The organism is Lysobacter sp. Soil_C_59 (genome assembly GCF_057656415.1).
The window spans coordinates 414,938-440,376 of sequence record NZ_JBDGKK010000004.1 but is presented as its reverse complement, the minus strand read 5'-3'; the positions used below and the strand labels follow the sequence as shown (position 1 = coordinate 440,376).

At 67.5% G+C, this 25,439-nt stretch carries 21 protein-coding genes; 9 read left to right on the top strand and 12 right to left on the bottom strand.

Annotated elements, in window-relative coordinates:
• The first annotated feature begins 309 nt into the window (after positions 1–309).
• Positions 310–759, top strand: a complete 450-nt coding sequence (locus AC3A3Q_RS11235; RefSeq protein ID WP_487586332.1) for a DUF192 domain-containing protein — start codon at positions 310–312, stop codon at positions 757–759.
• 37 nt (positions 760–796) lie between these two features.
• On the opposite strand, the gene AC3A3Q_RS11230 is transcribed toward AC3A3Q_RS11235, so the two are convergent.
• Complete coding sequence (locus AC3A3Q_RS11230; protein ID WP_158732207.1) at positions 797–988, bottom strand: rubredoxin; 192 nt, start codon at positions 986–988, stop codon at positions 797–799.
• 92 nt (positions 989–1,080) lie between these two features.
• Here AC3A3Q_RS11230 and thiE point away from each other — a divergent pair, with 92 nt between their 5' ends.
• A complete protein-coding gene (thiE, locus tag AC3A3Q_RS11225; RefSeq protein ID WP_487586331.1) occupies positions 1,081–1,743 on the top strand; it encodes a thiamine phosphate synthase in 663 nt (220 codons plus the stop codon).
• A gap of 49 nt (positions 1,744–1,792) precedes the next feature.
• The gene (hemL, locus tag AC3A3Q_RS11220) at positions 1,793–3,076 is read left to right on the top strand and encodes a glutamate-1-semialdehyde 2,1-aminomutase (protein WP_487586330.1); all 1,284 of its coding nucleotides are present in this window, start codon (positions 1,793–1,795) and stop codon (positions 3,074–3,076) included.
• A gap of 42 nt (positions 3,077–3,118) precedes the next feature.
• On the opposite strand, the gene AC3A3Q_RS11215 is transcribed toward hemL, so the two are convergent.
• From AC3A3Q_RS11215 to AC3A3Q_RS11205, 3 genes are all read right to left on the bottom strand, one after another.
• Positions 3,119–4,345 carry an acetylornithine/succinyldiaminopimelate transaminase gene (locus AC3A3Q_RS11215; RefSeq protein ID WP_487586329.1) on the bottom strand — a complete coding sequence of 409 codons (1,227 nt, stop codon included), beginning with the start codon at positions 4,343–4,345 and terminating at the stop codon, positions 3,119–3,121.
• A gap of 117 nt (positions 4,346–4,462) precedes the next feature.
• Positions 4,463–5,311 (bottom strand): SDR family oxidoreductase, encoded by an 849-nt coding sequence (locus AC3A3Q_RS11210; protein ID WP_487586328.1) that lies wholly within the window; start codon positions 5,309–5,311, stop codon positions 4,463–4,465.
• 29 nt (positions 5,312–5,340) lie between these two features.
• A complete protein-coding gene (locus tag AC3A3Q_RS11205; protein ID WP_487586327.1) occupies positions 5,341–6,021 on the bottom strand; it encodes a protein kinase family protein in 681 nt (226 codons plus the stop codon).
• 121 nt (positions 6,022–6,142) lie between these two features.
• Between AC3A3Q_RS11205 and AC3A3Q_RS11200 the strand changes: the two genes are divergently transcribed.
• Positions 6,143–8,137: a bifunctional DedA family/phosphatase PAP2 family protein gene (locus AC3A3Q_RS11200; protein ID WP_487586326.1), complete on the top strand. Its 1,995-nt coding sequence runs from the start codon at positions 6,143–6,145 to the stop codon at positions 8,135–8,137.
• Positions 8,138–8,151: 14 nt separating this feature from the next.
• On the opposite strand, the gene AC3A3Q_RS11195 is transcribed toward AC3A3Q_RS11200, so the two are convergent.
• The 3 genes from AC3A3Q_RS11195 to AC3A3Q_RS11185 form a co-directional block, all read right to left on the bottom strand.
• Complete coding sequence (locus AC3A3Q_RS11195; protein ID WP_487586325.1) at positions 8,152–8,742, bottom strand: LON peptidase substrate-binding domain-containing protein; 591 nt, start codon at positions 8,740–8,742, stop codon at positions 8,152–8,154.
• A 65-nt stretch (positions 8,743–8,807) separates the two neighbouring features.
• A complete protein-coding gene (locus AC3A3Q_RS11190) occupies positions 8,808–10,247 on the bottom strand; it encodes a Mur ligase family protein (RefSeq protein ID WP_487586344.1) in 1,440 nt (479 codons plus the stop codon).
• Positions 10,248–10,440: 193 nt separating this feature from the next.
• Positions 10,441–11,019 (bottom strand): adenylate kinase, encoded by a 579-nt coding sequence (locus tag AC3A3Q_RS11185; RefSeq protein WP_200608633.1) that lies wholly within the window; start codon positions 11,017–11,019, stop codon positions 10,441–10,443.
• A gap of 191 nt (positions 11,020–11,210) precedes the next feature.
• Here AC3A3Q_RS11185 and AC3A3Q_RS11180 point away from each other — a divergent pair, with 191 nt between their 5' ends.
• Genes AC3A3Q_RS11180 through AC3A3Q_RS11170 form a run of 3 tightly spaced genes read left to right on the top strand, consistent with a single transcriptional unit; the run spans position 11,211 to position 13,686 of the window.
• Positions 11,211–12,467 (top strand): 6-phosphofructokinase, encoded by a 1,257-nt coding sequence (locus AC3A3Q_RS11180; protein WP_487586324.1) that lies wholly within the window; start codon positions 11,211–11,213, stop codon positions 12,465–12,467.
• 44 nt (positions 12,468–12,511) lie between these two features.
• Entirely contained in the window at positions 12,512–13,207 is a 696-nt protein-coding gene (locus AC3A3Q_RS11175) for a hypothetical protein (RefSeq protein ID WP_487586323.1), read from the top strand.
• Between the two features lie 11 nt (positions 13,208–13,218).
• Positions 13,219–13,686, top strand: coding sequence for a DUF2846 domain-containing protein (locus AC3A3Q_RS11170; RefSeq protein ID WP_487586322.1), 468 nt, complete (start codon positions 13,219–13,221; stop codon positions 13,684–13,686).
• A 51-nt stretch (positions 13,687–13,737) separates the two neighbouring features.
• Here the strand turns inward: AC3A3Q_RS11170 and AC3A3Q_RS11165 are convergent, their stop codons facing one another.
• Positions 13,738–14,256, bottom strand: coding sequence for a hypothetical protein (locus AC3A3Q_RS11165; RefSeq protein WP_487586321.1), 519 nt, complete (start codon positions 14,254–14,256; stop codon positions 13,738–13,740).
• A gap of 254 nt (positions 14,257–14,510) precedes the next feature.
• Between AC3A3Q_RS11165 and AC3A3Q_RS11160 the strand changes: the two genes are divergently transcribed.
• Together AC3A3Q_RS11160 and ppa are read left to right on the top strand one after the other, a co-directional pair.
• A complete protein-coding gene (locus AC3A3Q_RS11160) occupies positions 14,511–16,541 on the top strand; it encodes a sodium-translocating pyrophosphatase (RefSeq protein WP_487586320.1) in 2,031 nt (676 codons plus the stop codon).
• A 631-nt stretch (positions 16,542–17,172) separates the two neighbouring features.
• Positions 17,173–17,727, top strand: coding sequence for an inorganic diphosphatase (ppa, locus tag AC3A3Q_RS11155; RefSeq protein ID WP_487586319.1), 555 nt, complete (start codon positions 17,173–17,175; stop codon positions 17,725–17,727).
• 60 nt (positions 17,728–17,787) lie between these two features.
• Here the strand turns inward: ppa and AC3A3Q_RS11150 are convergent, their stop codons facing one another.
• The 4 genes from AC3A3Q_RS11150 to AC3A3Q_RS11135 form a co-directional block, all read right to left on the bottom strand.
• A complete protein-coding gene (locus tag AC3A3Q_RS11150; RefSeq protein ID WP_487586318.1) occupies positions 17,788–18,774 on the bottom strand; it encodes an aspartyl/asparaginyl beta-hydroxylase domain-containing protein in 987 nt (328 codons plus the stop codon).
• 134 nt (positions 18,775–18,908) lie between these two features.
• Complete coding sequence (locus AC3A3Q_RS11145; protein WP_487586317.1) at positions 18,909–21,755, bottom strand: TonB-dependent receptor plug domain-containing protein; 2,847 nt, start codon at positions 21,753–21,755, stop codon at positions 18,909–18,911.
• Positions 21,756–22,088: 333 nt separating this feature from the next.
• Complete coding sequence (locus tag AC3A3Q_RS11140) at positions 22,089–23,006, bottom strand: helix-turn-helix domain-containing protein (protein ID WP_487586316.1); 918 nt, start codon at positions 23,004–23,006, stop codon at positions 22,089–22,091.
• A gap of 144 nt (positions 23,007–23,150) precedes the next feature.
• Positions 23,151–25,436: a winged helix-turn-helix domain-containing protein gene (locus AC3A3Q_RS11135; protein WP_487586315.1), complete on the bottom strand. Its 2,286-nt coding sequence runs from the start codon at positions 25,434–25,436 to the stop codon at positions 23,151–23,153.
• Between the last annotated feature and the right edge of the window lie 3 nt (positions 25,437–25,439).

Genomic DNA, 25,439 nt, shown 5'->3' with positions numbered 1-25,439 from the left:
AACCGCCTCGTTTCATCCCGTCTTTTCCGCGTCCCGCCGAAGTGATGTTCACCGTGGCGGGGCGCGCATTGTGCACATGCACAACGGGGAATGGAAGGGGTTCGTTAAAGTTTTTTTACGGCTTTGCCGAGTGAGCGCGATCGGACGCTCTGGGCGGGCTTGGGGCCCTTGAAGCAACGTCCATGGATCCCCGCCTGCGCGGGGATGACGGGGTGAGGCTGCGCCCCTTGACTCGCATTCATCGCTGCACGATGTTTCGTCGCGCTACGGCCGTCATGGCCCCGGACCAACGCTCAAAGGAGCTTCACCATGTTCCTGCCCCGTCTTCTGGTCGCCTGCTGCGGCCTTGCCCTGTCTGGATGCGCGATGGGTGGCTCCAGCCCCTGGGTCGAACTGGGAGGACAGCGCTTCGAGGTGGAAGTGGCCGACGATGACGCCGAGCGCGCACGCGGGCTGATGTTCCGCGAGGAAATGGCCGCCGACCACGGCATGTTGTTCATCCACGAGAGCCAGGAGCCGCTCGCCTACTGGATGAAGAACACCAAGATCCCGCTGGACATCCTGTACTTCGACAGCGACCGCAAGCTTGTCTCGCAGCGTCGCGACACGCCGCCGTGCTCGCTTGGCGACGGCTGCCCGCCGTATCCGAGCAATGTGCCCGCGCGTTACGTGCTGGAGCTCAATGCCGGCGAAGCGGCCAGGCTGGGGCTCAAGGATGGCGCCGAACTGAAGTTCGGGCCGGGGCTCGGAACGCCCTGAACGACCCTGACCGCGAAAGCGGTCGGGGCACCGTGCCTCAGAGCACCATCATCTCGAAATCGTCCTTGGTCACGCCGCAATCCGGGCAGGTCCAGGTATCGGGCACGTCTTCCCAGCGCGTGCCCGGCGCGATGCCCTCTTCCGGCAGGCCCTGGGCCTCGTCGTAAATGAAGCCGCAGACGACGCACATCCAGGTGCGGTAGGTGGTGGCGGCGGCAAGCTCTGACATGGACGGATCGGACCCGGGGGAATTGGACGGATAATGCGGGATTGCGGAATGCGCATTGTCCCACCGCGCCCGCGCCCACGGAAGCTTCCAGGATGAATCCGCCGATTTGTGGCCATGGTTCCAGGCATGTCTCGCGGCGCGGCCTCTATGCCATCACCCCCGACGACAACGACACCGCGCGCCTGCTGGCGCGGGTCGAAACCGTGCTGGCGGCAGGCGCGGCCTGGCTCCAGTACCGCAACAAGGCGGCTGACCCGGCCCTGCGCGAACGCCAGGCGACCGCGCTGCTGCCCCTGTGCCGCCGCCACGACGTACCGCTGATCATCAACGACGACTGGCGCCTGGCGACGGTCATCGGCGCCGACGGCGCCCACCTGGGCGAGGACGACGGCGAGCTCGCCGCCGCCCGCGCCGCGCTGCCGGAAGGCGCCATCCTCGGGGCTTCCTGCTACGCCGACCTGGCGCTGGCGCGGCGGGCAGCCGCGGCGGGCGCCGACTACATCGCCTTCGGCGCCTTCTTCCCCTCGCCAACCAAGCCCAATGCCCGCAAAGCGGGCCTCGAACTGCTGCGGGACTCGGCAGCGTTGGGATTGCCGCGGGTGGCCATCGGCGGCATCACCCCGGACAATGCACGTCCCCTGGTCGAGGCCGGCGCCGACCTGCTCGCGGTGATCAGCGGCGTATTCGATGCCGCCGATCCCGCCGCTGCGGTGCGCCGATATCTCGATTGCTTCGAACTGCCTGCTTCCATCTGACACCCCCAACCCTTTCCCGCAGACGGGACAGGGAGCCAAGAGACTTCCCATGAACCACACGCAATCGCACGACCTGTTCACCCGCGCCCTCGAACTGATCCCCGGCGGCGTCAATTCGCCGGTGCGCGCGTTCAAGTCGGTCGGCGGCGAACCGTTCTTCGCCCAGCGCGCGGAAGGTGCCTACCTGCAGGACGTCGATGGCAACCGCTACATCGATTACGTCGGTTCGTGGGGGCCGATGATCGCCGGTCACGCCCATCCGAAGGTGCTGGCCGCGGTCGAGAAGACCATGCGCGACGGTCTCAGCTTCGGCGTGCCCAATGCGCTGGAAGTGACGATGGCCGAGGCGATCACCGCCATCGTGCCCAGCTGCGAAATGGTGCGCATGGTGAACTCCGGCACCGAGGCGACGCTGTCGGCGATCCGCGTCGCCCGTGGCGCCACCGGCCGCAACCGCATCGTCAAGTTCGAAGGCTGCTACCACGGTCATGGCGACAGCTTCCTGGTGAAGGCCGGCAGCGGCGTGATGACGCTTGGCCTGCCTAATTCACCGGGTGTTCCGTCGGCGCTCGCCGACCTGACGATGACGATCGCCTACAACGATTTCGATGCGGCGACGAAGTTGTTCGACGAGATCGGCGGCGAGATCGCCGGCCTGATCATCGAACCGATCGTCGGCAACGCCAACTGCATCCTGCCGCGCGACGGCTATCTGCAGCACCTGCGCGAGCTGTGCACGAAGCACGGCGCGCTGTTGATCTTCGATGAAGTGATGACCGGTTTCCGCGTCGCCCTCGGCGGCGCGCAGCAGCGCTACGGCATCACGCCGGATCTCTCCACCTTCGGCAAGATCATCGGCGGCGGCATGCCGGTCGGCGCCTATGGCGGACGTCGCGACCTGATGGCGCAGGTCGCGCCGAGCGGTCCGATCTACCAGGCAGGCACGCTCAGCGGCAATCCGGTAGCGATGGCGGCGGGCCTGGCGACGCTCGAACTGATCCAGGCACCGGGCTTCCACGACGCGCTCGAGCGCACGACCAACGTGCTTTGCGACGGCCTGGAACAGGCGGCGCGCGAGGCCGGAATCGCGTTCCATACGACGCGCGCGCCGGGCATGTTCGGCCTGTATTTCCGCGAAGGGCCGGTGGAAACGTTCGAAGATGCGAAGGCGTCCGACAGCGCGCGCTTCAATCGCTTCTTCCACGCGATGCTGGAGCGCGGCGTGTACCTTGCGCCGTCGGCGTTCGAAGCTGGTTTTGTATCGAGCGCGCACGGTGAGGCGGAGATCGCCCGCACCCTCGAAGCGGCCCGCGCGTCGTTCGCGACGTTCTGAATGCTGCCGTGATGGGAGCGGCCTGCGCCGCTCCCACGCGCATCACGCGTTGACGAATGCCGTCAGCGCCGCGCGCAGACGCTCCAGGCCTTCGGCCACATCCTCATCGCTGATGTTCAGCGCCGGCACGAAACGCAGCACGTCCGGACCGGCCTGAAGCAGCAACAGGCCCTGCTCCACGCACAGGTCGAGGATCAGCCCGGCCTTGCCGGCATGCGCTTCGCGCAGCTGCGCACCGAGCATCAGGCCGCAACCGCGGATCTCGGAGAACAGGCCCAGCTCGGCGTCGAGCGCGGCCAGCGCATCACGGATCGCCAGCGACTGGCGCACGACATTGGCCAGCACCTGCGGCGAGGAAATCTCTCGCAGTGCCGCGCGCGCGACCGCCGCGGCCAGCGGGTTGCCGCCGAACGTGGTGCCGTGCGCGCCAAACTGCATCGACTCGCCCGCCTTGGCGCCGACCAGCATCGCGCCGATCGGGAAACCGCTGCCCAGCGCCTTGGCCAGGGTCACGACATCGGGCGTGACGCCATAGCCGTGGCAGGCGAACAGGTGACCGGTGCGGCCCATGCCGCACTGGATCTCGTCGAGGATCAGCAGCGCACCGTGGCGATCGCACAGCGCGCGCAGGCCAAGCAGGAATTCCTCGGTAGCCGGCGTGACGCCGCCCTCGCCCTGCACCGGCTCCACCAGCACCGCGCAGACGTCACCGGTCGCCATCGCCGCTTCGGCCGCGGCGAGATCGTTGAAGTCGCTGTAGCGGAAGCCAGGCGGCAGCGGTTCGAAGCCCTCGTGGTACTTGGGCTGCGCGGTTGCGGTGACGGCGGCCAGGGTGCGGCCGTGGAAGCTGCCGCGGAAACTGAGGATGACGCGACGGTCGGGGTCGCGCCCCTGCGCGGTGGCCCACTTGCGCGCGAGCTTGATCGCCGCTTCGTTGGCTTCGGCGCCGGAGTTGCAGAAGAACACGCGCTCGGCGAAGCGCGATGCTTCGACCAGCTCCTCGGCCAGGCGCAGCGGCGGTTCGCTGACGAAGACGTTGCTGGTGTGCCAGAGCTTGCCTGCCTGCTCGGTAAGCGCCGCGACCAGCACAGGATTGGCGTGGCCGAGGGCATTGACGGCGATGCCGGCGCCGAAATCGACGTACTCGCGCCCTTCCCGATCCCACACGCGCGCGCCGCGGCCATGATCGAGCACGATCCGGCGGGGCCGGTACACGGGCAGGTAGTAGCGTTCGGAGAGCGAAAACAGGTCGGCGCTGGTGGCAGTCATGGAGGGGCGAAGTCGGGCGATGCGGGGAAGACGACATTGTCGCCCATCGCGGCCGCCCTGCGCCCCCTGTTGACGCCCCGTTGCCGTGAAAATCGCCCTGGCAGGCAGACCTGCCCGCTAGCGCGGCTTCCTGGCCAGTTGCGAGTCGGTCAGGAACAGGTCCGGGATCAGGTGCTCGCAGAACGGGTTCATGGCGTACTGGGCGAAGTCGGTGACGCCGGCGGCGAAGAGCACGTCGTCATCGATCAGGAAGTGCCCGTAGAAGTCGTCCGACGGCCGCACCAGCACCGCGTGCGCGGCGTCGGCGACGATCTCCGGCTTGCGGCACATTTCCAGGCGCACGCCGGGGATCATGTTGACCGCATCGGTGGCGATGACCGTGCGCGGCCACAGCGCATTGACCGCCACGCCCTGCGGACCGAATTCGGCGGCGAGGCCGAGGGTGACGAAACTCATGCCCATCTTCGCCAAGGTGTAGGCGGTATGCGGCGCCCACCACTTCGGATCCAGGTTGAGCGGCGGTGCCAGCGACAGGATGTGCGGATCGGGCGCCTTGAGCAGGTGCGGCATGCAAGCCTGCGCGCACAGGAAACTGCCGCGCGCATTGACCTGCTGCATCAGGTCGTAGCGCTTCATCGGCGTCTCGAGCGTGCCCTTGAGCCAGATCGCACTGGCATTGTTGACCAGGATGTCGATGCCGCCGAACAGGTCGACCGTGGCCGCGACCGCGGCGTACACGTCGTCTTCCTCGCGGATGTCGCAGCGCACTGCCAGCGCCTTGCCGCCGGCGGCTTCGACCTCGGCGGCGACGCTGTGGATCGTGCCCGGCAGCTTCGGATTGGGAACCGAGGACTTCGCCGCGATGACGACGTTGGCTCCGTCCTGAGCGGCGCGCAGGGCGATGGCACGACCAATGCCGCGCGAGGCGCCGGTGATGAAGAGGGTTTTTCCGGACAGGGTACGCATGGCGGCGCTCTCCAAAGCGGTGCTCGGGCTCAGGGCTTGGGCCCCTGCCCTTCGTTGTCTTCCCATTTCAGCAGCTTGCGCGTTACGAAGCGGTAGACCGGCTTGCCAGTCGCAAACCAGGCCTCGCGCAGCCACGAGTGGCGCTTGAGCACGCGCCGCTCGACGGGTGTGAGGAATTGCGGGCAATAGGTGCGCTTGTGCTTGAGCAGGTGGCGCAGGTCCTCGCGTGCCAGCAGGCGCATCCAGGGGGCGCGTGGGCTGCCGCGCGTGGCGAGCTGGAAATCGATGATCGCCGGCGCGCCATCGTCCAGCACGAGCCAGTTCGCCTCCTTGGCCAGGTCGTTATGGGCCAGGCCGCGCCGGTGCAGCTGTTGCAGCAATCGCCGCGCGCGCCGGAAATACGCCAGGTCGCCGTGCGGTGGCCGCTGGTACATCGCCGAACCGGCCATGTAGCTGCGATCGAGCCGGCGGCCGTCCCAGCGCAGAAGTTGCGGTGTCGCCGCCAGGCCCGCGACGCGTTCGAGGCCGCGGGCTTCGCGACGCGCCAGCCACCATGCCGGCAGGCGCAGCCACAGCGGCACGTGACGCAGGTCGCGGCGCACGAACAGGCCATCGCCGTCGCGCATCAGCGCGATCCGGCCGAAACTGTCGGCCTTCAGGGCCTGGACTTCGATTGCGTCGAGGTCGGTGCTGGCGTTGCGTACGGGCATCGCGCCAGTGTACGGAATCGCTCGCCGCCTCCGCGAGACGGCATGCCGGCCTCACCGTGCTTGCAGTCACCCTGCACACCGACCATCGCGCCGTAATGGTCGGGCTGCCTATAATCGGCCGATGGAACCGGCCTGGATCGAAAGCGCGACTGCATGGATCGCGGCAAACCCTATCGCGGCCGGCGCTGTCATTTTCCTTATTGCCTTCTGTGATGCCCTCGTCATCGTCGGCATCGTGGTGCCGGCGCTGCCGCTGCTGTTCGCAGTCGGCGCGCTGGTCGGGCTGGGCCATGTCAGCGGCCCCTATGCCTTGGCCTGCGCGACGCTCGGCGCCTTCATCGGCGATGGACTGAGCTACTGGGTCGGCCACCGCTGGGGCCCGCAACTGCGCAGCCGCTGGCCATTCTCGCGCTATCCGCAGTGGCTCGATCGCGGCGAGGCACTGTTCCGTCGCCACGGCAGCATGAGCATCGTGATCGCTCGATTCGTCGGCGCGGTGCGTCCGTTCGTGCCGGCCATCGCCGGCATGCTGCACATGCCGATGCGCCGCTATGCGCTGCCGAGCCTGGGCGCCTGCCTGGTGTGGTCGCTGGCCTTCCTCGCCCCGGGCTGGGCGCTGGGCAAGTCGTATGACGCCGTCGCCGCGGTCGCCGACCGGCTGGCGATCGTGCTGGCCGCGCTGGCGCTCACCATCGGCCTGGTCTGGGCGATCGTGCTCTACACGTGGCGCTGGTTCGCCGCCCACGCCGACAATCTGCTCGCACGCGCCCTGTACTGGACCCGCCATCACCCGCACCTTGGCCGCTACGCAGCCGCGCTGATCGATCCGAACCGTCCGGAATCGCCATCGCTGCTGATGCTCGCGGTGTGCCTGCTGGGCATCAGCTGGGCCTGGTTCACGCTGCTGGCATCGCTGCTTGCCAGCGGTGGACCGCTCGCGCTGGACCACACGGTCCATGAGTTCATGTGGGGCCTGCGCAATCCGCTTGCCGATCGCCTGATGGCAGGGCTGGCGAGCGTGGGCGATGCCGCCGTGCTCGGCCCTGCCGCGGCGGTGGCGCTGGCCTACCTGATCTGGCGCAAGCGCTGGATGGCGGCGGCGCACTGGCTGGCGGCGCTGGTGTTTGGCCTCACACTGACCTCGTTGCTGGAAGCCGCGATCGACATGCCGCGTCCCCCGACCGCGCCGGCCGGCTTCGGCTTCCCGTCGGTCGCGGTGACGATGTGCACGATCGTGTTCGGCTTCTTCGCCGTGCTGATCGCGCGCGAGTTGCCGGGCCGCACGCGGGTATGGCCGTACCTGCTCGCCGGCGTGGTCACGACCGCGGTGGGATTCGCCCGCCTCTACCTTGGCGCGCACTGGCCCAGCGACCTGGTCGGCGGCACGTTGTTCGGCATCCTCTGGCTGCTGATCCTGGGCATCGCCTATCGCCGCCACGTCGCGCGCTCGTTCTGGATGCGGCCGCTGGCGTGGCTGTTCTATTCGACCTTCGTCATTGCCGCGCTTTGGCATGCGCCGCGTTCGGCCGATGCACTACTGGCCAAGTTCGCTGCTGCGACGCCGACGACGGTGATGGCACAGGACGAGTGGTGGCAGCAGGGTTGGACCGATCTGCCGGCGACACGCAACGAACGCGACCAGCGCCGACGCTGGCCGCTGGATCTGCAGGTGGCCGGTCCGCTGGCACCGTTGCAGGTGCGCCTGCAGGCGCAGGGCTGGCGCGTCCAGCCGCAAGCCAACTGGGTCGACACGGTCGGCCTGCTCGACGACGACAAGCCGACGCAGCGGCAGCCGGTGTTGCCGGCGACGCTGGACGCACAGGCGGAAACGCTGCTGATGCTGCGCGATGGCGACCACAAGGACGAGCAGTACGCGCTGCGCTTGTGGCCGGCGCCAGTGCTGCTCGGCGACGGCACTCCGCTCTGGCTGGGCAGCACGCAAACCCTGCATTTGACCAAGCCGCTGGGCGCGGCCGCGTTGTGGCTGCCGGCCAGCGATGACGGCCATGCGCACGCGCTGGTCGCCGAAGCACTCAAGGGCCTGGAATCGCAGCAGTCGGCTCACCCCCACGGGGCGACGCAGGTGCTGCGGGTGAAGACCGCCGGCACGCAGTAACGATCGATTGCCCGTCAGGGCAACAGGGCCAGCAACCGGTCCAGCCGCTGGTGCGGGTCGTCAAGTTGCAGCAGCACCTGGCGTTGCGAATCTTCCAGCGGCAGCAGCTCGGCCAGGCGCCATCCGACCCAGGCGGCATCATCGAACTTCGCCTGCGGCGCCTTGGCATGCTCCCCACCGACCTGGTCGATGATCTGCTGCAGCAGCGTCGCCAGCAGGCCGTGCTCGGGACGCAGATCGTCGTCGGGATCGGGATCGCACCAGCTGACGTCGGCAACCTGCAGGCCGTTGTCGCGCACGCGCACTCGCTGGGCGTGGAAACGGCGTGCGCCACGCACGCGCAATGTCAGCAGGCCATCGTCGCCGCGGCCGAAATCCTCGATCACCGCCTCGGTGCCGAATGCGGCCGCCGACGCCGGCGCACCCACTTCTTCGCCGCTCATGATCAGGCAGATGCCGAAGCGCTTGCCGTTGCGACCGCAGTCGCTGATCAGGTCGAGGTAGCGCGGCTCGAACACGCGCAGGCCTATCGCGGCACCGGGCAGCAGCACGGTGTGCAGCGGGAACAATCCCAGGGACTGGGTCGGGGCGTCGTCTACCGGCATTTCGTCCAGTTTAGGACGATTCGCAGTCGAGCGGCCGTCGCCTGGCGACGGCAGGCCGCCGAAGGTCAGGCGTTGTTCGACAACGCGGCGAGGAAGCGGCGCGGTGCGCCGTCGAAGCCGCCGTTGGACATGAACACGATGTGGTCGCCGGCGCGGGCGCGCTCGCGCAGCACTTCGATCAGTGCGTCCGCGTCGGCCACGGCAATGCCCTCGCCTCGCAGGGCCGAAACCACGGTCGTCGCATCCCACGCCAGCTCGGGCCGGTGCAGGAAGACCACCGCATCGGCGATGTCCAGCGACGGTGCCAGTGCCTGCGCATGGGCGCCCAGGCGCATCGAATTGCTGCGTGGTTCCATGGCCACCACGATCCGCGCCGCGCCGACCTTCGCGCGCAGGCCGGCGAGCGTCGTCGCGATCGCGGTGGGATGGTGGGCGAAGTCGTCATAGACCGTGATGCCCTGCGCCTGGCCGATGACTTCCATGCGGCGCTTGACGCTGCGGAACTGCGCCAGCGCCGGCAGCACGCTGGCGACGTCGACGCCCACTGCATTGGCGGTCGCCAAGGCCGCCAGCGCATTCATCACGTTGTGGCGGCCGAGCAGCGGCCAGCGCACTTCACCGACTTCAACGCCATCGTGGATCACCGCAAAGACGCTGCCGTCCTCTTCGATCATGCGCGCGGTCCAGTTGAAGCTGGCATTCGCGGCGGCGCGCTCGTCGGCTCGGTCTCCATGGCCCTGCGGTTGCGCCGGCTGCGGCGCCAGACTCGCATCGAGGCCGAAGGTCTCGACCGGCGTCCAGCAACCCATGGCCAGCACTTCGGCGAGGTGGCGGTCTTCGCCGTTGACGATCAGCCGGCCGCGGCGCGGCACGGTCCGCACCAGGTGGTGGAACTGGCGCTGGATCGCGGCGACGTCGGGAAAGATGTCGGCGTGGTCGTATTCGAGGTTGTTGAGGATCGCCACCAGCGGACGGTAGTGGACGAACTTGCTGCGCTTGTCGAAGAAGGCGGTGTCGTACTCGTCGGCTTCGACCACGAACTCGCGGCCACTGCCGATGCGGGCCGACACGCCGAAGTCCTCGGCGACGCCACCGATCAGGAAGCCCGGCTCGCGCCCGGCCGACTGCAGCAGGTAGGTGAGGATGGTGGTGGTGGTGGTCTTGCCGTGGGTGCCGGCGACGGCGAGCGTGTCGCGTCCCGGCAGCAGGTTCTCGCTGAGCCACTGCGCGCCGGAGGTGTAGCTGCGGCCGTCGTCGAGGACCTGCTCGACGGCGGCGTTGCCGCGCGAGAGCGCGTTGCCGACGACGATCTGGTCGCAGTCGGCGGCGATGTGCTGCGGCTGGTAACCCTGCTTGAGCGCGATGCCGAGCTGTTCGAGCTGGGTCGACATCGGCGGATAGACGGCCTGGTCGCTGCCTTCGACTTCGTGGCCCAGTTCGCGCGCCAGTGCGGCGACGCCGCCCATGAAGGTACCGGCGATGCCCAGAATATGAATCTTCAAGATCAAGTCATCCCAAACGATCGCAACAACATCATCGAAGAAGAAGCCGCACGGCCATCACTCCCCCTCTCCCGCTTGCGGGAGAGGGCAAGGGGAGGGGGCGACGCGCCAGCAATATCAGCCGGCGCCGGCTTCCCCCCTCTCCCTGGCCGCATTCGCGGCCGTCCCTCTCCCACGAGGGGAGAGGGGTCAACAATCAGCCCACTTCCTTCGCAGGCACCAGCGCTTCGATGATGCGGTTGAACACATCATCCAGGCCGCCCACGCCGTCAACGACGGTCAGCTGGCCGTGCTGGCGGTAGAACTCGATCACCGGCGCGGTCTGGTCGTCATAGACCTTCAGGCGCGTGCGCACCGATTCCGGGCTGTCGTCGGCGCGGCCTTCGGCCTTGGCGCGGCCGGCGATGCGCTCGACCAGCAGGTCGGTCGGCACGTCCAGCTGCACGGCGTAGTCCATCGGCTGGCGGATACGGGTCAGCAGCTTGTCCAGCGCGTCGGCCTGGGCCAGGTTGCGCGGGTAGCCGTCGAGGATGAAACCGTCGCGGGTGTCGGGACGCGAGAAGCGGTCCTCGAGCATGCCCAGCAGGATCTCGTCGCTGACCAGGTTGCCCGAGGCCATGACTTCCTTGGCCTCCAGGCCCAGCTTGGAGCCGGCAGCGACTTCGGCGCGGAGCAGGTCGCCGGTGGAAATGTGCGGCACCTGCAGATGCTCCTTGAGGCGCGCGGCCTGCGTGCCCTTGCCGGAACCGGGCGCGCCCAGAAGTACCAATCGCATCAAAATCACTCCTAAAACGGGAAAATTTTCTCGTGGCCCGTCGCGGCCCGCGCGCGGCGCTGGCGGTCCGACCATCGGGCGGCTGCCCGCGGCGGCGCTACACTCGCTCACGACCCAGCCCCGCCGGGCAAATATTGCGGGCAGCTTACCGCATCCCGGCCTGGTCCTGTCCCCACATCCCAGGAATGGACATGCCCTCCGGAACCCTGCTTTACGCGCAATCTGGCGGTGTCACCGCTGTCATCAACGCCACCGCCGCCGGCGTCATCGAGACCGCCCGGGCCCGCAAGGTCAAAGTACTGGCCGCCCGCAACGGCATCCTCGGCGCCCTGCGCGAGGACCTGATCGATACCTCCCGCGAGTCGGCGGCGGCGATCCGGGCATTGGCCCATACCCCCGGCGGCGCCTTCGGCTCGTGCCGGGTCAAGCTCAAGTCGCTCGACCAGGACCGCGCCCGCTACGAGCGCCTGCTCGATGTGTTCCGCGCCCACGACGTGCGCTGGTTCCTCTACAACGGCGGCAACGATTCGGCCGACACCGCGCTCAAGGTGTCGCAGCTGGCCGCCGAGTTCGGCTATCCGCTGACCTGCGTCGGCGTGCCCAAGACGGTCGACAACGATCTGGCCGTCACCGATTGCTGCCCGGGATTCGGCTCGGCCGCCAAGTACACCGCGGTGTCGGTGCGAGAGTGCGCGCTCGACGTCGCGGCGATGGCGGACACGTCGACCAAGGTGTTCGTCTACGAGGCGATGGGGCGCCATGCCGGCTGGCTGGCGGCGGCGGCCGGACTGGCCGGGCAAGGTGCAGATGAGGCACCGCACCTGATCCTGTTTCCGGAACGTCCGTACGACGAGGCCGATTTCTTCGCCAAGGTGAAGGCCACCGTCGAGCGCGTCGGATATTGCGTGGTCGTGGCCAGCGAAGGCATCCAGACCGCGGACGGTCGCTTCGTCGCCGATGCGGGCGGCGGCAAGGACTCGTTCGGGCACACCCAGCTCGGCGGCGTGGCCTCGTTCCTCGCCGGCCGGGTCAAGGACTCGCTCGGCTACAAGGTGCACTGGGCGTTGCCCGACTACCTGCAACGTTCGGCGCGGCACCTGGCTTCGAAGACCGACCTCGAGCAGGCGCAGGCGGTCGGGCGCAAGGCCGTGGAGTACGCACTCAAGGGCATGAACTCGGTGATGCCGGTGATCGTGCGCAGCAGCGATTCGCCGTACCGCTGGAAGATCGAGCCGGCACCGCTGTCGAAGGTCGCCAATCATGAGAAGAAGATGCCGGCCGGCTTCATCCGCAAGGACGGCTACGGCATCACGCCTGCAGCGCGCCGCTACCTGGAACCGTTGATCCGCGGCGAAGCGCCGCCGCCGTACGGGCGCGATGGCATTCCCAAATACGTGACCTTGAAGAACGTGGCAGTGAGAAAAAAGCTCACCCCCTTGGAAACCTGAGCGCGCTGCTCTAGCCTCGGCGGACACACGCTGCGGGGGGCAGCATGGTTTCGAGATCCTTGATGCTGGTGGCCGCCATGGCCATCGGCAATGTCTGCGCGCAGGAAGCCGTTACGGTTGACACCGGTGCCAGCCCGGCCACGGTCGTTGCCAGCGGATCGGTTGCCGACACGACTGCAGACGCCATCGGCAAGCCAGCCTGCACCGCGTTGTGCGCAGGCAGCGCAGTCGAACTGGAAATCGTCGAGCCGATCAGCTCGAAACGACACAAGAACGGCGACCACTTCGCGCTGCGCCTGGTGACTGCGTTGAGCGTCGGCGGCGATGTCTACGTGCCAGCAGGAACGATCGGCACCGGCGAGGTCATACACGCCTCTCCCTCCCGCGCCGGCGGCAAGCCCGGTGAGCTCCTGCTGGCTGCGCGCCAGTTGGAAACCAGCGATGGCCGACGCATCGGCCTGCGTGCGATGAAGCTCAGTGCGCGCGGCAAGGACGCCTCCACTGCAGCCATCACCACGGCCATGTTGATCGGTCCGGTGGCGATGTTCGTGCATGGCAGCGAAATCGAGATTCCCGCCGGCACGCGGGCGATGGCAAAGCTCGCCCAGGACGTCGCATTGAACACGCCACAGCCTGCCGCCGAAGGCGCGGCCCCGGCTGCCGCCGCTTCCCCGGACGAAGCGCCCCCACTTACCCCACGCCAACCCGAGGTGCCGACAGGCACCGCTACCCAACCGTAGGAGTCGTCAGAATGCGTTCCAAGCTTTCCCGCTCGATCCTGTTGTCGCTGCTGGTCATCCCGGCGTTTGCCTTCGCCCAGGAAGCCGTCGCACCCGCGACCCCCGCAACTTCCACCGAAGCCGTCGCCATCGGCAACAAGCTCGTTGCCGCCGCGCCGCAGGACAAGGCGCAGATCGTGTTCTTCCGCGAGTCCAAGTTCGTCGGCGCCGCGATCGGCTTCAAGGTTCGCGAGGGCGATGCCGAGCTGGGCAAGCTGCGCAGCGGCAAGTACTTTGTCGCGACCGTCGAGCCGGGCAAGCACGAGTACAACGTGCACGGCGAAACCAAGGACGTGCTGTCGATCGAAGTCGAAGCCGGTGAGACCTACTACGTGCTCGGCTCGCTGGGCATGGGCATTGTCGCTGGCCGGCCGAACCTGTCGCCGTCGGACGAGGCAACCTTCCTGTCGATGTCGGCCAAACTCAAGCTCGCCAACTGACGGTTGCCGCAACAGCAAAAGGGCCGCGAAAGCGGTCCTTTTTTTGCGTCGCTAGCGACAGGGCGTGCCTTCGACCGCCATCTGCGCGGCGAACATCGGCACAGCCGCCATCTGGCCGGACTGCGCCTGCTTGCGCGCCTCATCGAGGTAGATGCGCGCCTTGCCCTGGGCATCCAGCGCCGGCGTGGCGACTTCGACCGGCTTGCGCCACACCCGCACCACCGCGAACTGGGTGCCGCAAGCGGCGCTGGGCACGCGGATCAGGTCGTTGAGCTTCCAGCCCGCTTTCTCCGAAGGCTTGGCCTTGGCCGCATCGACGAAGCGCGCACGCGGTTGGCAGGTCGGGCTGATGCGCACGACCGCGAATGCGTAGGGGTCGGCCGCCTGGCCGGTGAACATGCCCTCCAGGCGCGCGCACGCCTCCGGGATCTGGCGCAGCGTGTGGACAGCGTTGAGCGCTTGCGGCTTGGCCGGCTCGCGGGTGATTTCCGGCTTGGGGTCCGACTTTGGATTGGCGGCCATCGCCGGCAGGGCGAGCGCGGCAAGCAGCAGGGCGGGCAACAGTCGCATGGCAGGGGCGGCCCCCGTGGTGACAGGTCCAGAAGGCTGGCATGGACGCGCTGAACGACGGATTCACGCCTGCGACTTCGATCACAACCGGTGCCGGGGCGAACGGGCGACGTGCGCCGGCAAGGGTGCGATCGGCGCAGGGTCTGTGCGATAGTCGGACCGTTGCGGCGGTGGCCCCACGGCCCGTGCAGCACTACAACTCAAGGCGATCGACTCGAAATTCCTGATGTGTCCACTCTTAAGGGGAGGGGTTCATGCTGGAGCAGTACGGTTTGGCATTGGCGCTGGTTTGCGCCGTCATCGCGATCCTTTACGGGATCATTTCCGCGCGTTGGATCAACGCGCAGCCCGCCGGCAACGAACGAATGCAACAGATCGCCGGCGCGATCCAGGAAGGCGCGCGCGCCTACCTCAATCGCCAGTACACGACCATCGCCATCGCTGGCGCGGTGCTGTTCGTGCTGATCGGCATCTTCCTGAGCTGGCACACGGCGATCGGCTTCCTGATCGGCGCGGTGCTGTCGGGCGCGGCCGGCTACATCGGCATGAACGTGTCGGTGCGCGCCAACGTGCGCACTGCCGAAGCCGCGCGCAGGGGCATCGGCCCGGCCATGGACGTCGCCTTCCGCGGCGGTGCCATCACCGGCATGCTCGTCGTCGGCCTGGGCCTGCTCGGCGTGGCTGGCTACTACGTGGTGCTGACGCGCTACCTGGGCGTCACCGGTGAAGCGGCGCTGCACGCGCTGGTGGGCCTGGCGTTCGGTTCGTCGCTGATCTCGATCTTCGCGCGACTGGGCGGCGGCATCTTCACCAAGGGTGCCGACGTCGGTGCCGACCTGGTGGGCAAGGTCGAAGCCGGCATTCCCGAGGACGACCCGCGCAACCCGGCGGTGATCGCCGACAACGTCGGTGACAACGTCGGCGACTGCGCCGGCATGGCCGCCGACCTGTTCGAAACCTACGCGGTCACCGTGATCGCGACGATGCTGCTGGGTGGCCTGATGGCCGCCGATGCCGGGCGCAACGCGGTGCTGTATCCGCTGGTGCTGGGCGGCGTGTCGATCATCGCCTCGATCATCGGTGCGTTCTTCGTCAAGGTGAAGGAAGGCGGCTCGATCATGGGCGCGCTGTACCGCGGCGTCATCGTGTCGGCGGTGCTGGCGGCGATCGCGTTCTATCCGATCACCACCCAGCTGATGGCCGACAACAGCCACGGTGCGATGAATCTGTACTGGTGCGCGCTGATCGGGCTGGTGCTGACCGGCGCGATCGTGTGGATCACCGAGTATTACACCGGCACGCAGTACGGTCCGGTGCGCCATATCGCGGCCGCTTCCACCACCGGCCACGGCACCAACATCATTGCCGGCCTGGGCGTGTCGATGAAGTCGACCGCGCTGCCGGTGATCGCGGTGTGCCTGGCGATCTGGGGTGCGTTCGCGCTGGCCGGCCTGTACGGCATCGCGATTGCCGCCACGGCGATGTTGTCGATGGCCGGCATGATCGTCGCGCTCGACGCTTATGGCCCGATCACCGACAACGCCGGTGGCATCGCCGAAATGGCCGAGCTGCCGCCGGAGGTGCGCAATGTCACCGATCCGCTCGATGCGGTCGGCAACACCACCAAGGCGGTGACCAAGGGTTATGCGATCGGTTCGGCGGCGCTGGCGGCACTGGTGCTGTTCGCCGACTACACGCACAACCTGTCGGCGAACAATCCCGGTGTCACCTACGCGTTCGATCTGTCCGACCACTACGTGATCATCGGCCTGCTGATCGGCGGCCTGATCCCGTACCTGTTCGGTGCGATGGCGATGGAGGCAGTCGGTCGCGCGGCCGGTGCGGTGGTGGAGGAAGTGCGCCGCCAGTTCCGCCAGATCCCGGGGATCATGGAAGGCACGGCCAAGCCTGAGTACGACAAGGCGGTCGACATGCTGACCAAGTCGGCGATCAAGGAAATGATCGTGCCGTCGCTGTTGCCGGTGGCCGTGCCGATCGTGGTCGGCCTGCTGCTTGGTCCGAAGGCGCTCGGTGGCCTGTTGATCGGCACGATCGTGACCGGCCTGTTCGTCGCCATCTCGATGACCACCGGCGGCGGCGCCTGGGACAACGCCAAGAAGTACATCGAGGACGGCCATCATGGTGGCAAGGGTTCCGACGCGCACAAGGCGGCGGTCACCGGTGACACCGTCGGCGATCCCTACAAGGACACCGCTGGCCCGGCGATCAATCCGCTGATCAAGATCATCAACATCGTGGCGCTGCTGATGGTGCCGCTGCTTTAACGGCGGAACGCTTGGCCGGAGAACGGACCGCATTGCGGTCCGTTTTCTTTTGCGCACATGGTCGGTGGGTGGAGGAGGTGGGGTGTATTCCGCGAACCTCCGCTTCGCTCCGTTTATTGTTCGCGAAATACACCCCACCCCCTCCTTTCGGAAGCTGTCTTTGTTTTATTGACTTCGACTGTTGGCGAGAGCGCAGTGCCCGCGGGGAGCAACGTCCTTGGGTTCCCGCCTTCGCGGGAATGACGGGCCAAGGGCAACGTCGCTGGGTCCCCGCCTTCGCGGGGATGACGGGTTGATGGGCGTTATCGAAGACCGGGCAATGAAATGCCGGAGCGGCGTTCGACGGGCCGGGGATTGATCCGCAGCGGGACATGGATGTCCCGCGCCCCGCATCAGACAGGATGTCTGACTAAGGGGCGGAGCAATCCCCGGCCCGGCGGACGGCGTCCCTCGGAAGCCTCAGCCTCAGCCCTCCCCAGACCCCGACGCCTCTCTCGCGGGCTGGAGACAGTTCAGAGAACCTGAACACCCCCGCTGCTGCGCCGCAGCAGCCAGCCGCGTAAAATGCCCGGCCGCATATCTAAATCCCGCCCCGCCGTCCTGGCGCGGCCATCAGAAGTTGGAGCAACGCATGGGTCTGGACCTCGTCCCCACCGGCAAGAACCCGCCGGATGAGATCAACGTCATCATCGAAATCCCCAAGGATGCCGAGCCGGTCAAGTACGAAGTCGACAAGGCTTCGGGCGCGATCTTCGTCGACCGCATCCTGTCCACCCCGATGCGCTACCCGTGCAATTACGGCTACGTCCCACACACCCTGTGCGGCGACGGCGACCCGGCCGACGTGCTGGTGATCCTGCCGCTGCCGCTGGTGCCCGGCTCGGTCATCCGCGCAGTGCCGGTCGGCGTGCTGAAGATGAGCGACGAAGCCGGCAGCGACGAGAAGCTGATCGCCGTGCCCGTGCCGAAGATCTTCGGCGGCTACGCCCACATCACCGACATCGAGCAGGTCTCGCAGCACTGGCTCGACCGCATCGGCCACTTCTTCGAGCACTACAAGGACCTGGAGAAGGGCAAGTGGGTGAAGATCGAAGGCTGGGGCAATGCCGCCGAAGCCAAGTCGATCCTCAACGACGCGATCGAGCGCTACAACGCGACGTCGGAAGAAGACAAGCCCAAGTTCTGAGTCCGGCCCCGCGCCGACTCCAGCGAAGGCCGCCCCCGGGCGGCCTTCGTCGTTTCAGCCTCAGGCGTTGTCGCCGACGTCGCGCTGCTGTGCCGCCGACGACGCCGGCGCCTGCTCTGCACTGACGGCGAACTTGCACACGACCGTCATCAGCGCGCTGTACCAGCGCAGCTCGTTCTTGAGCACCATCGGCTGGCTCGGCACGCGGATCTCCTCGATGAAGCGCTGCAGCAGCGCGCGATACACGGGGAGACCTTCCGCGCGATCGCCATACTCGAACCACAGGCCCTGCCAGGTGCGGGCGAAGCGGGTGGAGATCTGCCGCACCTGGGCCAGGTTCGGGTGCGGCACCGCATCGGCGATCAGCAGGCCGAGATGGTCGTTGAGTTCCCACGGCGTCATCACGGTCGGCACGTTGACCGTCTCGCACGGGAACCGCGCCACCACGCCCGGCTGCACCGGCACCGGCAGCTGTGGCCAGCCCTGGCGCGGCGCATCGTGCGGACGGCCGCGATTGACCAGGTCCCAGAACGCGCCACCGCCGACCGTGTCGACCACCAGGTGCACGCGCGACTCGACCGCGTCGTTGAGCACGCGGTGCTGGCGCCAGGTGTCGAAGATCCAGCATTCGCCGGCGGCCATGTTGATCGCGGCGTCGCCGCACTCGAAACGCACCGTCGGCTGGGTCACCACCGGGATGTGCACGCGCACGCGCTCGGTCCAGTAATAGCCCTGGTCGGCATGGCGGGTCACTTCGGCGTGGCCGGACAGGCGCATCAGGCGGCTGCGGCCGGCGGTGACGCCGAGGCTGGCGAACACCTGGGTCAGGTAGGGACAGCGCAGCAATTCCGGCGTCGGTGCCATCGCCCCGGCAAAGGCCTCATTGCCGGCGTCGCCGTCGACGGCCACCAGCGGCAGCATCGAGTTGCCGGGGAAGCCCTGCGGGTGCGGCCGCCACGGCCCCTCGCCAAGGGCGGCGATCTCCGCCGCGAGCGCGCCGGCGTCGAAGGCCAGGGGCAGCTGGATGAAGGGCACCTGCAGTTTCATCGCGGATCCGACCGGAAGACTGCCGCTATCGTACCGTCCGCCACGCCCGGCGCCAGATTCGGCATGCCGGCCGCAGAAAAAACTACGGCCCCTTGCGGGGCCGTAGTGGTGTTGCCTTGTTGCGTTTCAGCCTATCAGAAGCGCTGCTGGTACTTCAGGTACACGAAGCGACCGATGTCGAAACCACCGTAGTACGGGAAGTCGCTCGAACGACCCGAGGTGTTTGCGTACATCAGCGGACCCTGGTGGTCGAACACGTTGTTCGCGCCGATTGCGACGGTCGCGTTCCACGGTGCCTGGTAAGCGAACTGCAGGTCGTGGAAGGTGTTCGAGCCCGAGACGCGCTGAGCGGCCTCTTCGCCGTTCTGGTAACGGTCAGGCAGGGTGCAGACGCCACGGCCGACGCACGGCTCCTTCATCGCCGAGTAGTAGCGAGCCATGTAGGAGATCGAGAAGTCGCCCAGCTCCCAGTTCACGCCCATGTTCGAACGGACGCGGAAGATGCCGGTTTCGCCGACGCGGCCGATGGTGATCGCGTCGCCGTCCGAGTTCTCACCCTGTTCGTCGTACTTGCTGACGTACGAGGTCTGCCAATCCACCGAGAACTTGCCGAACGAGAACTCCGGCAGACGGTACTTGACGCCCAGATCCCAGCCTTCCGTCTCCATCTGGCCGAGGTTGGCCAGGCCGAAGAACAGGTCGGTGATGTGACCATCCGGAGCGCGCACGATGCCTTCGCAACGGGCCGGGTTACCCAGGACGTAGCAGTCGCGCAGGATGCGGTCGACGCTGTCCGAGATGATCATGTTCTCGATCTTGTAGCTGTACCAGTCGAGCGACAGGTCCAGACCTTCAACCCAACGCGGGCTCCACACGATGCCAGCCGTCTTGCTCTTGGAGGTTTCCGGGAGCAGGTTCGGGTTGGAACCGGTGATGAACTGGTCCGGCGTCTGGCACGGGAACGAGGTGCAGGGAACCAGACCCTGGCCCAGCTGGACGTAGGTCGGGGACACGCCGGCGCCGGTGCAGGCTGCGTTGCCGGCAACCGAGCCCGGCGAGGTGCGGCCGCACGGGTCGACGAACGACTCGAAGCTCGAGCCGATGCCGCCGTACAGGTCGTTGATCGTCGGAGCGCGGAAGCCCTCAGCCCAGGTGCCGCGGACGAGCAGCTCGTCGATCGGGCGCCAGGTGAAGCCGAACTTGCCGTTGGTGGTGTCGCCGAAGTTGCTGTAGTCGGAGTAACGACCAGCGATGTTGATCGTCAGCTCCTTGGCGAAGGCGACGTCGGCGAGCAGCGGCACGTTGAGCTCTGCGTAGACTTCGTCCAGCGAGTACTCGCCGGCGGTGGTCGTTGCAGCAAGGCCCGTGCTGTTACCCGACTGCGCGAACGCGTCCGGAACGAAACGACCTTCTTCCTGGCGGTGCTCCACGCCCACGGCCATGCCGACTTCACCGGCCGGCAGGTCGAACAGACCACCGGAGATGTTGGCGGTGTAGCTGGTGGTGCGGGTCAGGCCGGTGTCGGTGTACTGCGGGAACAGGAACTTCTGCAGTTCCGGATCAGCCAGCGAGCCCTGACCTGCGACGCCGTACGGCAGCAGCGGGTTCCACGGGCGGCAGGAGTCCAGGCCGATCGGGCTGGCAGCGGTACCGCACTGGGCGACGCCGTCACCGTTGATGAACGACGGGCCGAGCGCCTGCTCGGTGGCCAGCAGGCTGGCGTCGCCGTGAGCGGTCTTGGTGGTGGTGTTGCGGTTCAGCAACGCGCCCACGTCCCAGTCCCAACCGCGACCGCCGAGCTCGAAGTAACCGTTGAAGCCACCGGCGAAGCGGTAGGTTTCCAGGTCGCTCTTGGTGGTGCGCGGCACTTCCCACAGACGACGGCGGAACGCGGTGTTCTGGCCCGGGATCGGGTTGAACACGCTCGTGCCGGACAGCGGCGTACCGAAGGAACCCGACTGGTACGGGTAACCTGCGATCTGCTGGTCGGTGGTGCGGTGGTTGTAGAGGATGTCGGCGTTGAACGTGATGTTGTCGGTGATGTCGTAGTTGGCGTTGGCGAACACCGAACGGCGCTCGATACCCGTCATCAGGAACATCTGCTCGTTCGAGTTGGCGTACTCGGCCGGCGTGATGCGGTGGTAGTCCGCACGGTTGCCCGGGGTACCGCCGTCATTGAGCGTCCACCACACAGCCGAAGCGGTCGGGGTGCACGGGTCGCAGAACGAGCCGTTCTGGCTGACCGGGCTCCACGCGCCACCGGTGTTGCCGTCTTCCGAGAACCAACGGTCCTTGGCGGCCACCGGATCCTGCTTGTAATACTCGACCGACAGGGTCACGCCGCCGCGATCGCCGGCCGAACCCATCGTGAAGGAGAAGTCCTGCGTGTCGCCGTCGCCTTCGCCGTACTGGCCGAGGTAGCCGCTGGCTTCCGCGCCTTCATAGCGCTTGCGGGTGATGATGTTGACGACGCCGGCGATGGCGTCGGAACCGTAGATCGCCGAGGCGCCGTCCTTCAGGACTTCGATGCGGTCGATCGAGGCCATCGGGATCTGGCTCAGGTCCTGCAGACCCGAGGTCGATGCGCCAAGGCGCTTGCCGTTGACGAGGATCAGGGTGCGCTGGGCGCCCAGGTTACGGATGTCGATGTAGTAACCACCGACGTCTTCGCCCGAAGCCAGAGCGTCCGAGCGCGAGATCGCCGGGGAACCGGCCGAGGTCAGGTTCTGCAGGACGTCGGCAACCGAGGTGAAGCCCTGCTTCTCGATGTCCTGGCGGCTCAGCGTGATGATCGGCTGCTGCGTTTCCATGTCGGCGCCGCGGATGCGCGAGCCGGTGACTTCGATGCGATCAAGGGTGGTGGCACCCTGCTGCTCGGCGGCAGCTTCCTGGGCGCTGGCAAACGCCGGCGCCAATGCGATCGCGATGCCGGCCGGCAGCATGCCGACGCGCATCGCGGTGCGCAGATTGCGATGGTTCATTTATCTCTCTCCAGATAACTGTTATGAGCGTGTTAAACGCCCATCAAACTTACGTTCCAGTGGGCTCCACCGCTTTGCGGCTAGCGCTGAGAGACTTTGCCGAATCGGTCCTCGAGGACACTGCCGTCACGCCGGTCCGGTCTGCTGCACGGGCGCCGGGAGGCGCGATGGCGCGCCTTGCGGGCACGCGCCGACAACGGCGTGCAACGGCCGTCGCGGAACATCCAGGGGAGTTAAGAGAGAGACACAGGACCCGCGCAGTGCGCGGGTTTTCGCCCTTGTGTCTGGAGAGGCGGCCGTTGCGGCCGCCCCTGGCGCACAGGCGCCGGTGTATCAGGTACCCGTGCGCTCGACGGCCTTGCGGGTCGAGGCACCCGACTTCGCCGTTGCCGCCCGGCTGGACATTGCCGCGCTGCGGTAGCGGGTCGCCGATTCGCCGAAGCGGGCACGGAAGGCGCGCGCGAAGCTGCAGCAGTTGTCGAAGCCACTGGCCGCGGCAACCTCGCCGATCATCATCGAGGTGCTGGTCAGCAGGTCGGCCGCGTGCTCCAGGCGCATGCGCGCGGAGGCGGCCTGCGGGCTTTCCTCGTAGAGGCTGTGGAAGGTCTTGGAGAAGTACCAGCTGGAGAAGCTGGTCAGCTCGGCCAGTTCGCTGATGCGGACCACGCGATCGCAATTGCCTTCCAGGTACAGGCGGGCGCGCTGGAGGCGGCCGAACACCTGACGCTTGCGGCTGCGCGAGCGGCCCGGGCAACGCGGGATGCGTGCGGCCAGTTCGCGCTGGACGCCGGCCAGGTGCAGCAGGATCGGGCGCAGCGCGGCGGCGTCGAACACCGCCGAGGGGTTCTCGGCCAGGCGCGCGGCCGCCTCGCGCCACAGGCGCAGGGCGATGCGGGCATCGCGGCGCGGCATGTTGCCGCGACCGGCGTAGAGGCCGCGGTCGGCGAACCGGGTCATCTCGCGGAGGGCGTCTCCGGACAGGGTGAGACCAACACAGACGCCGAAGCGGTCGGCCTGGACGGTCGGCTTGGAATCCTTCTCGAAGGCGATCCAGTCACCGCGACGCAGCCGGAACTTGCCCTCTTTGGCCTCGACCCACGAGCTGCCATGCAGTTGCACCCAGATCGAGAAGCCACCGGCGACCTGCACGCTGCCCAGCCTGGAAACACCGATGCAGCCGCCCTGAACCGCGCCTTCGGCCGTGTCGAGCTGCAGCAGCTGCCCGCGGTCCGCCCATTGCACTTGCTCCATTTGGTCCACCTCATGTGCCGAGAATGGTCAATGGATTTGCCTGAGACGGTCGTCTACATCAGGAAAGTTGGCGGAGACTTATACGAATTCGCAACGAAGGCTTACCCGAAGGAGTTCCGAAAGGAACTTCTTCTTTTGGATCAGTCAGTTGATCCAACCGGGGACGAAAGCTTTCGGTTCCTCCGGAAGCTCCATGTAACCGATATCGGCACCGTCCCATTCGATAAGTGCGACGTAGGCCACATCTCCGCGCGGGCCGCCGAGGCTGAAACCGTTGATCGCCGAGCGTCTGGTCTGGTCCATGCAGCTGGTCGGAGCGTCGGGCCCGGCCGGCAGGATCTGGCGCAGGCTGGCGGCGCAGCCCTGGAGCTGCTCGACGTAGCGGACCTCGCCATCGGGGGCGACGGCCCACAGGCGGTAGCGGTCCGAGGTCGGCTCGGCCTCGTCGATGCGGGTGACGCTGGCGGCGGTCAGGTCCAGGTCGGCCTGCCACAGCCCGCCCTCGGTCAGGCGGGTGAACAGGATCCGGTTCCGGCCGACGTCGACCTTGAAGTTGGACACGCCGCCGATCCGCGCCAGTGACCGCCATGGTTTCTGGCTGCGGTCATACAGGCGCAATGCCGGATGGCCGTCGCTGTTGGCCGACAGCACCAGCAGCCGGTTCGGGTCGGGGGTGTACTGGGCCTGGAGGGGGTCGGGTTCGGGCAGGTCCAGCCGGGCGACGCGACCGCTGGCCGGGGTCACTTCCTGCAGGATGCTGCGGTTGCCACCGTCGACACCGGTTACCAGCAAGCGCTGGCTGTCGGCCGACCAGGCCGGTGCGTAGCGCGAGCCCGGCCGGACGCCGCTCATCATGCGCAGGGTGTCGGGTTGGCTCAGGTCGCCCCACCACAGGCCATTGGCACCGGAGCGGTCGGAAATGAAGGCCAGCTGGTGCCCGTCGGGTGCGATCGTCGGCAGCAGGTCGCGCGAGGTCGAGGCGAACAGGGGTTCGACCACGTGCACGCTGCCCTCGCCCGGCTGCCCGAGTGCGACCCGGTACAGGCCGAAGTACGGCCGGCGCTGGACGAAGGCCATCGCCCGCCGGGCCGGCGCCGTCACCGGCGACTGAGCATCGTCCAGGCCCATTGAACGCACTTCGCCGGAACCGGTGTCGAGCCGGAACATGCGGTAGTTGCCGTCGATCATCACGCTGAACACCACGGAGTCGCCGCTTGGAAGCCAGTCCCAGCCCTTCACGTCGGCGCGCAGGCGACTGAGGCGTTCCGTCTTGCCGCCGGCGGCGGGAATCCGCCAGAAATCACCCAGCGGCGCGTTGCGCACGAACACGATCCACTTGCCGTCGGGCGAATAGCGCGGCGACGAATCCAGGTCGTCGGAATCGTGGTCGTAGGCCAGCTCACGCCAACCGCCGCTGTCGAGGTCCAGCAGGCGCAGGCCGAGGCTGCCGCGATCGCCCTGCATGCCGCCGAACAACAAACCGTTTCCATCCGGCATCCAGTCGAAGGTGGGGGGACTGCGGTAGTCGCAGGTACCCACTTCGTGCTCGCCGCGCGCGTTGGGCGTGACCACGCGGATGCTGCACGCACTTCCGGCGATGCGGATGAAAGCGACCCAACGCCCGTCTGGCGACCAGGCCGGGGCGCTGTCGTCGGCGCCTTCCGGCGGCCGGGTCAGCAGGCGCGGCTGCGTCTGCTCGGTCGTCTGCACCATGATCGACGTGCCGCGCTGGCCTTCGGGAATGGCCACGTAAGCGACCATGCCGGCATCGGGCGACAAGGTCGGCGCGAGTTCGAAGCCCGGCATCGAGGTGATCAGGCGATACGGCCGCTCGCTGCGCAGGCCGTGCGAGATCGACGGCATCGATTGTTCGTCGACCTCGGTTGGCGCGTCGCCGCCGCGAACCAGCGCCCAGGTCAACAACGCCGACACCAGCACCGCAACCGTGCCCACGACCGCGGCGATCGAGCGCCAATTGCCGCGCGGCAGGCTGGTGGCCGGGAACGGCACGGGCGCCAGCGGTTCACTCGGATCGGCCGGCGCGATCGCCGGGTACTTGGAGGTCGTGCGTGACGGGTCGGCCCAGCGCGCGTCCTCGGCCTGGGTATCGGCGGGCGCCTGCGAATAGATCCACTCCACCGGCGCCAGCAGGCGGTAGCCGTTCTTGGCGATGGTCTCGATGTAGCGCGGGTTGCCGCGCTCGTCGTCGAACGCCTTGCGCAACTGGGTGATGGCCTGGGTGACTACGTCATTCGTCGGCAACGTGTCGGGCCAGACCTCGGCCATCAGCGCATCGCGACTGACCACACGCCCGGCCTGCTCGATGAGCACCAGCAGTACCGACATCGACTTGGGCGTGATCCGAAGCGGCCGGCGCTTGCCCGGCGCACGGATCTCGCGCAGCGGGACATCCACCAGACAATCGCCCACGCG

Bases quoted from the DNA above. Each gene is read 5' to 3' on its own strand.
- AC3A3Q_RS11235 (WP_487586332.1), top strand. From the start codon at position 310: ATGTTCCTGCCCCGTCTTCTGGTCGCCTGCTGCGGCCTTGCCCTGTCT.
- AC3A3Q_RS11230 (WP_158732207.1), bottom strand. From the start codon at position 988: ATGTCAGAGCTTGCCGCCGCCACCACCTACCGCACCTGGATGTGCGTC.
- thiE (WP_487586331.1), top strand. From the start codon at position 1,081: ATGAATCCGCCGATTTGTGGCCATGGTTCCAGGCATGTCTCGCGGCGC.
- hemL (WP_487586330.1), top strand. From the start codon at position 1,793: ATGAACCACACGCAATCGCACGACCTGTTCACCCGCGCCCTCGAACTG.
- AC3A3Q_RS11215 (WP_487586329.1), bottom strand. From the start codon at position 4,345: ATGACTGCCACCAGCGCCGACCTGTTTTCGCTCTCCGAACGCTACTAC.
- AC3A3Q_RS11210 (WP_487586328.1), bottom strand. From the start codon at position 5,311: ATGCGTACCCTGTCCGGAAAAACCCTCTTCATCACCGGCGCCTCGCGC.
- AC3A3Q_RS11205 (WP_487586327.1), bottom strand. From the start codon at position 6,021: ATGCCCGTACGCAACGCCAGCACCGACCTCGACGCAATCGAAGTCCAG.
- AC3A3Q_RS11200 (WP_487586326.1), top strand. From the start codon at position 6,143: ATGGAACCGGCCTGGATCGAAAGCGCGACTGCATGGATCGCGGCAAAC.
- AC3A3Q_RS11195 (WP_487586325.1), bottom strand. From the start codon at position 8,742: ATGCCGGTAGACGACGCCCCGACCCAGTCCCTGGGATTGTTCCCGCTG.
- AC3A3Q_RS11185 (WP_200608633.1), bottom strand. From the start codon at position 11,019: ATGCGATTGGTACTTCTGGGCGCGCCCGGTTCCGGCAAGGGCACGCAG.
- AC3A3Q_RS11180 (WP_487586324.1), top strand. From the start codon at position 11,211: ATGCCCTCCGGAACCCTGCTTTACGCGCAATCTGGCGGTGTCACCGCT.
- AC3A3Q_RS11175 (WP_487586323.1), top strand. From the start codon at position 12,512: ATGGTTTCGAGATCCTTGATGCTGGTGGCCGCCATGGCCATCGGCAAT.
- AC3A3Q_RS11170 (WP_487586322.1), top strand. From the start codon at position 13,219: ATGCGTTCCAAGCTTTCCCGCTCGATCCTGTTGTCGCTGCTGGTCATC.
- AC3A3Q_RS11165 (WP_487586321.1), bottom strand. From the start codon at position 14,256: ATGCGACTGTTGCCCGCCCTGCTGCTTGCCGCGCTCGCCCTGCCGGCG.
- AC3A3Q_RS11160 (WP_487586320.1), top strand. From the start codon at position 14,511: ATGCTGGAGCAGTACGGTTTGGCATTGGCGCTGGTTTGCGCCGTCATC.
- ppa (WP_487586319.1), top strand. From the start codon at position 17,173: ATGGGTCTGGACCTCGTCCCCACCGGCAAGAACCCGCCGGATGAGATC.
- AC3A3Q_RS11150 (WP_487586318.1), bottom strand. From the start codon at position 18,774: ATGAAACTGCAGGTGCCCTTCATCCAGCTGCCCCTGGCCTTCGACGCC.
- AC3A3Q_RS11145 (WP_487586317.1), bottom strand. From the start codon at position 21,755: ATGAACCATCGCAATCTGCGCACCGCGATGCGCGTCGGCATGCTGCCG.
- AC3A3Q_RS11140 (WP_487586316.1), bottom strand. From the start codon at position 23,006: ATGGAGCAAGTGCAATGGGCGGACCGCGGGCAGCTGCTGCAGCTCGAC.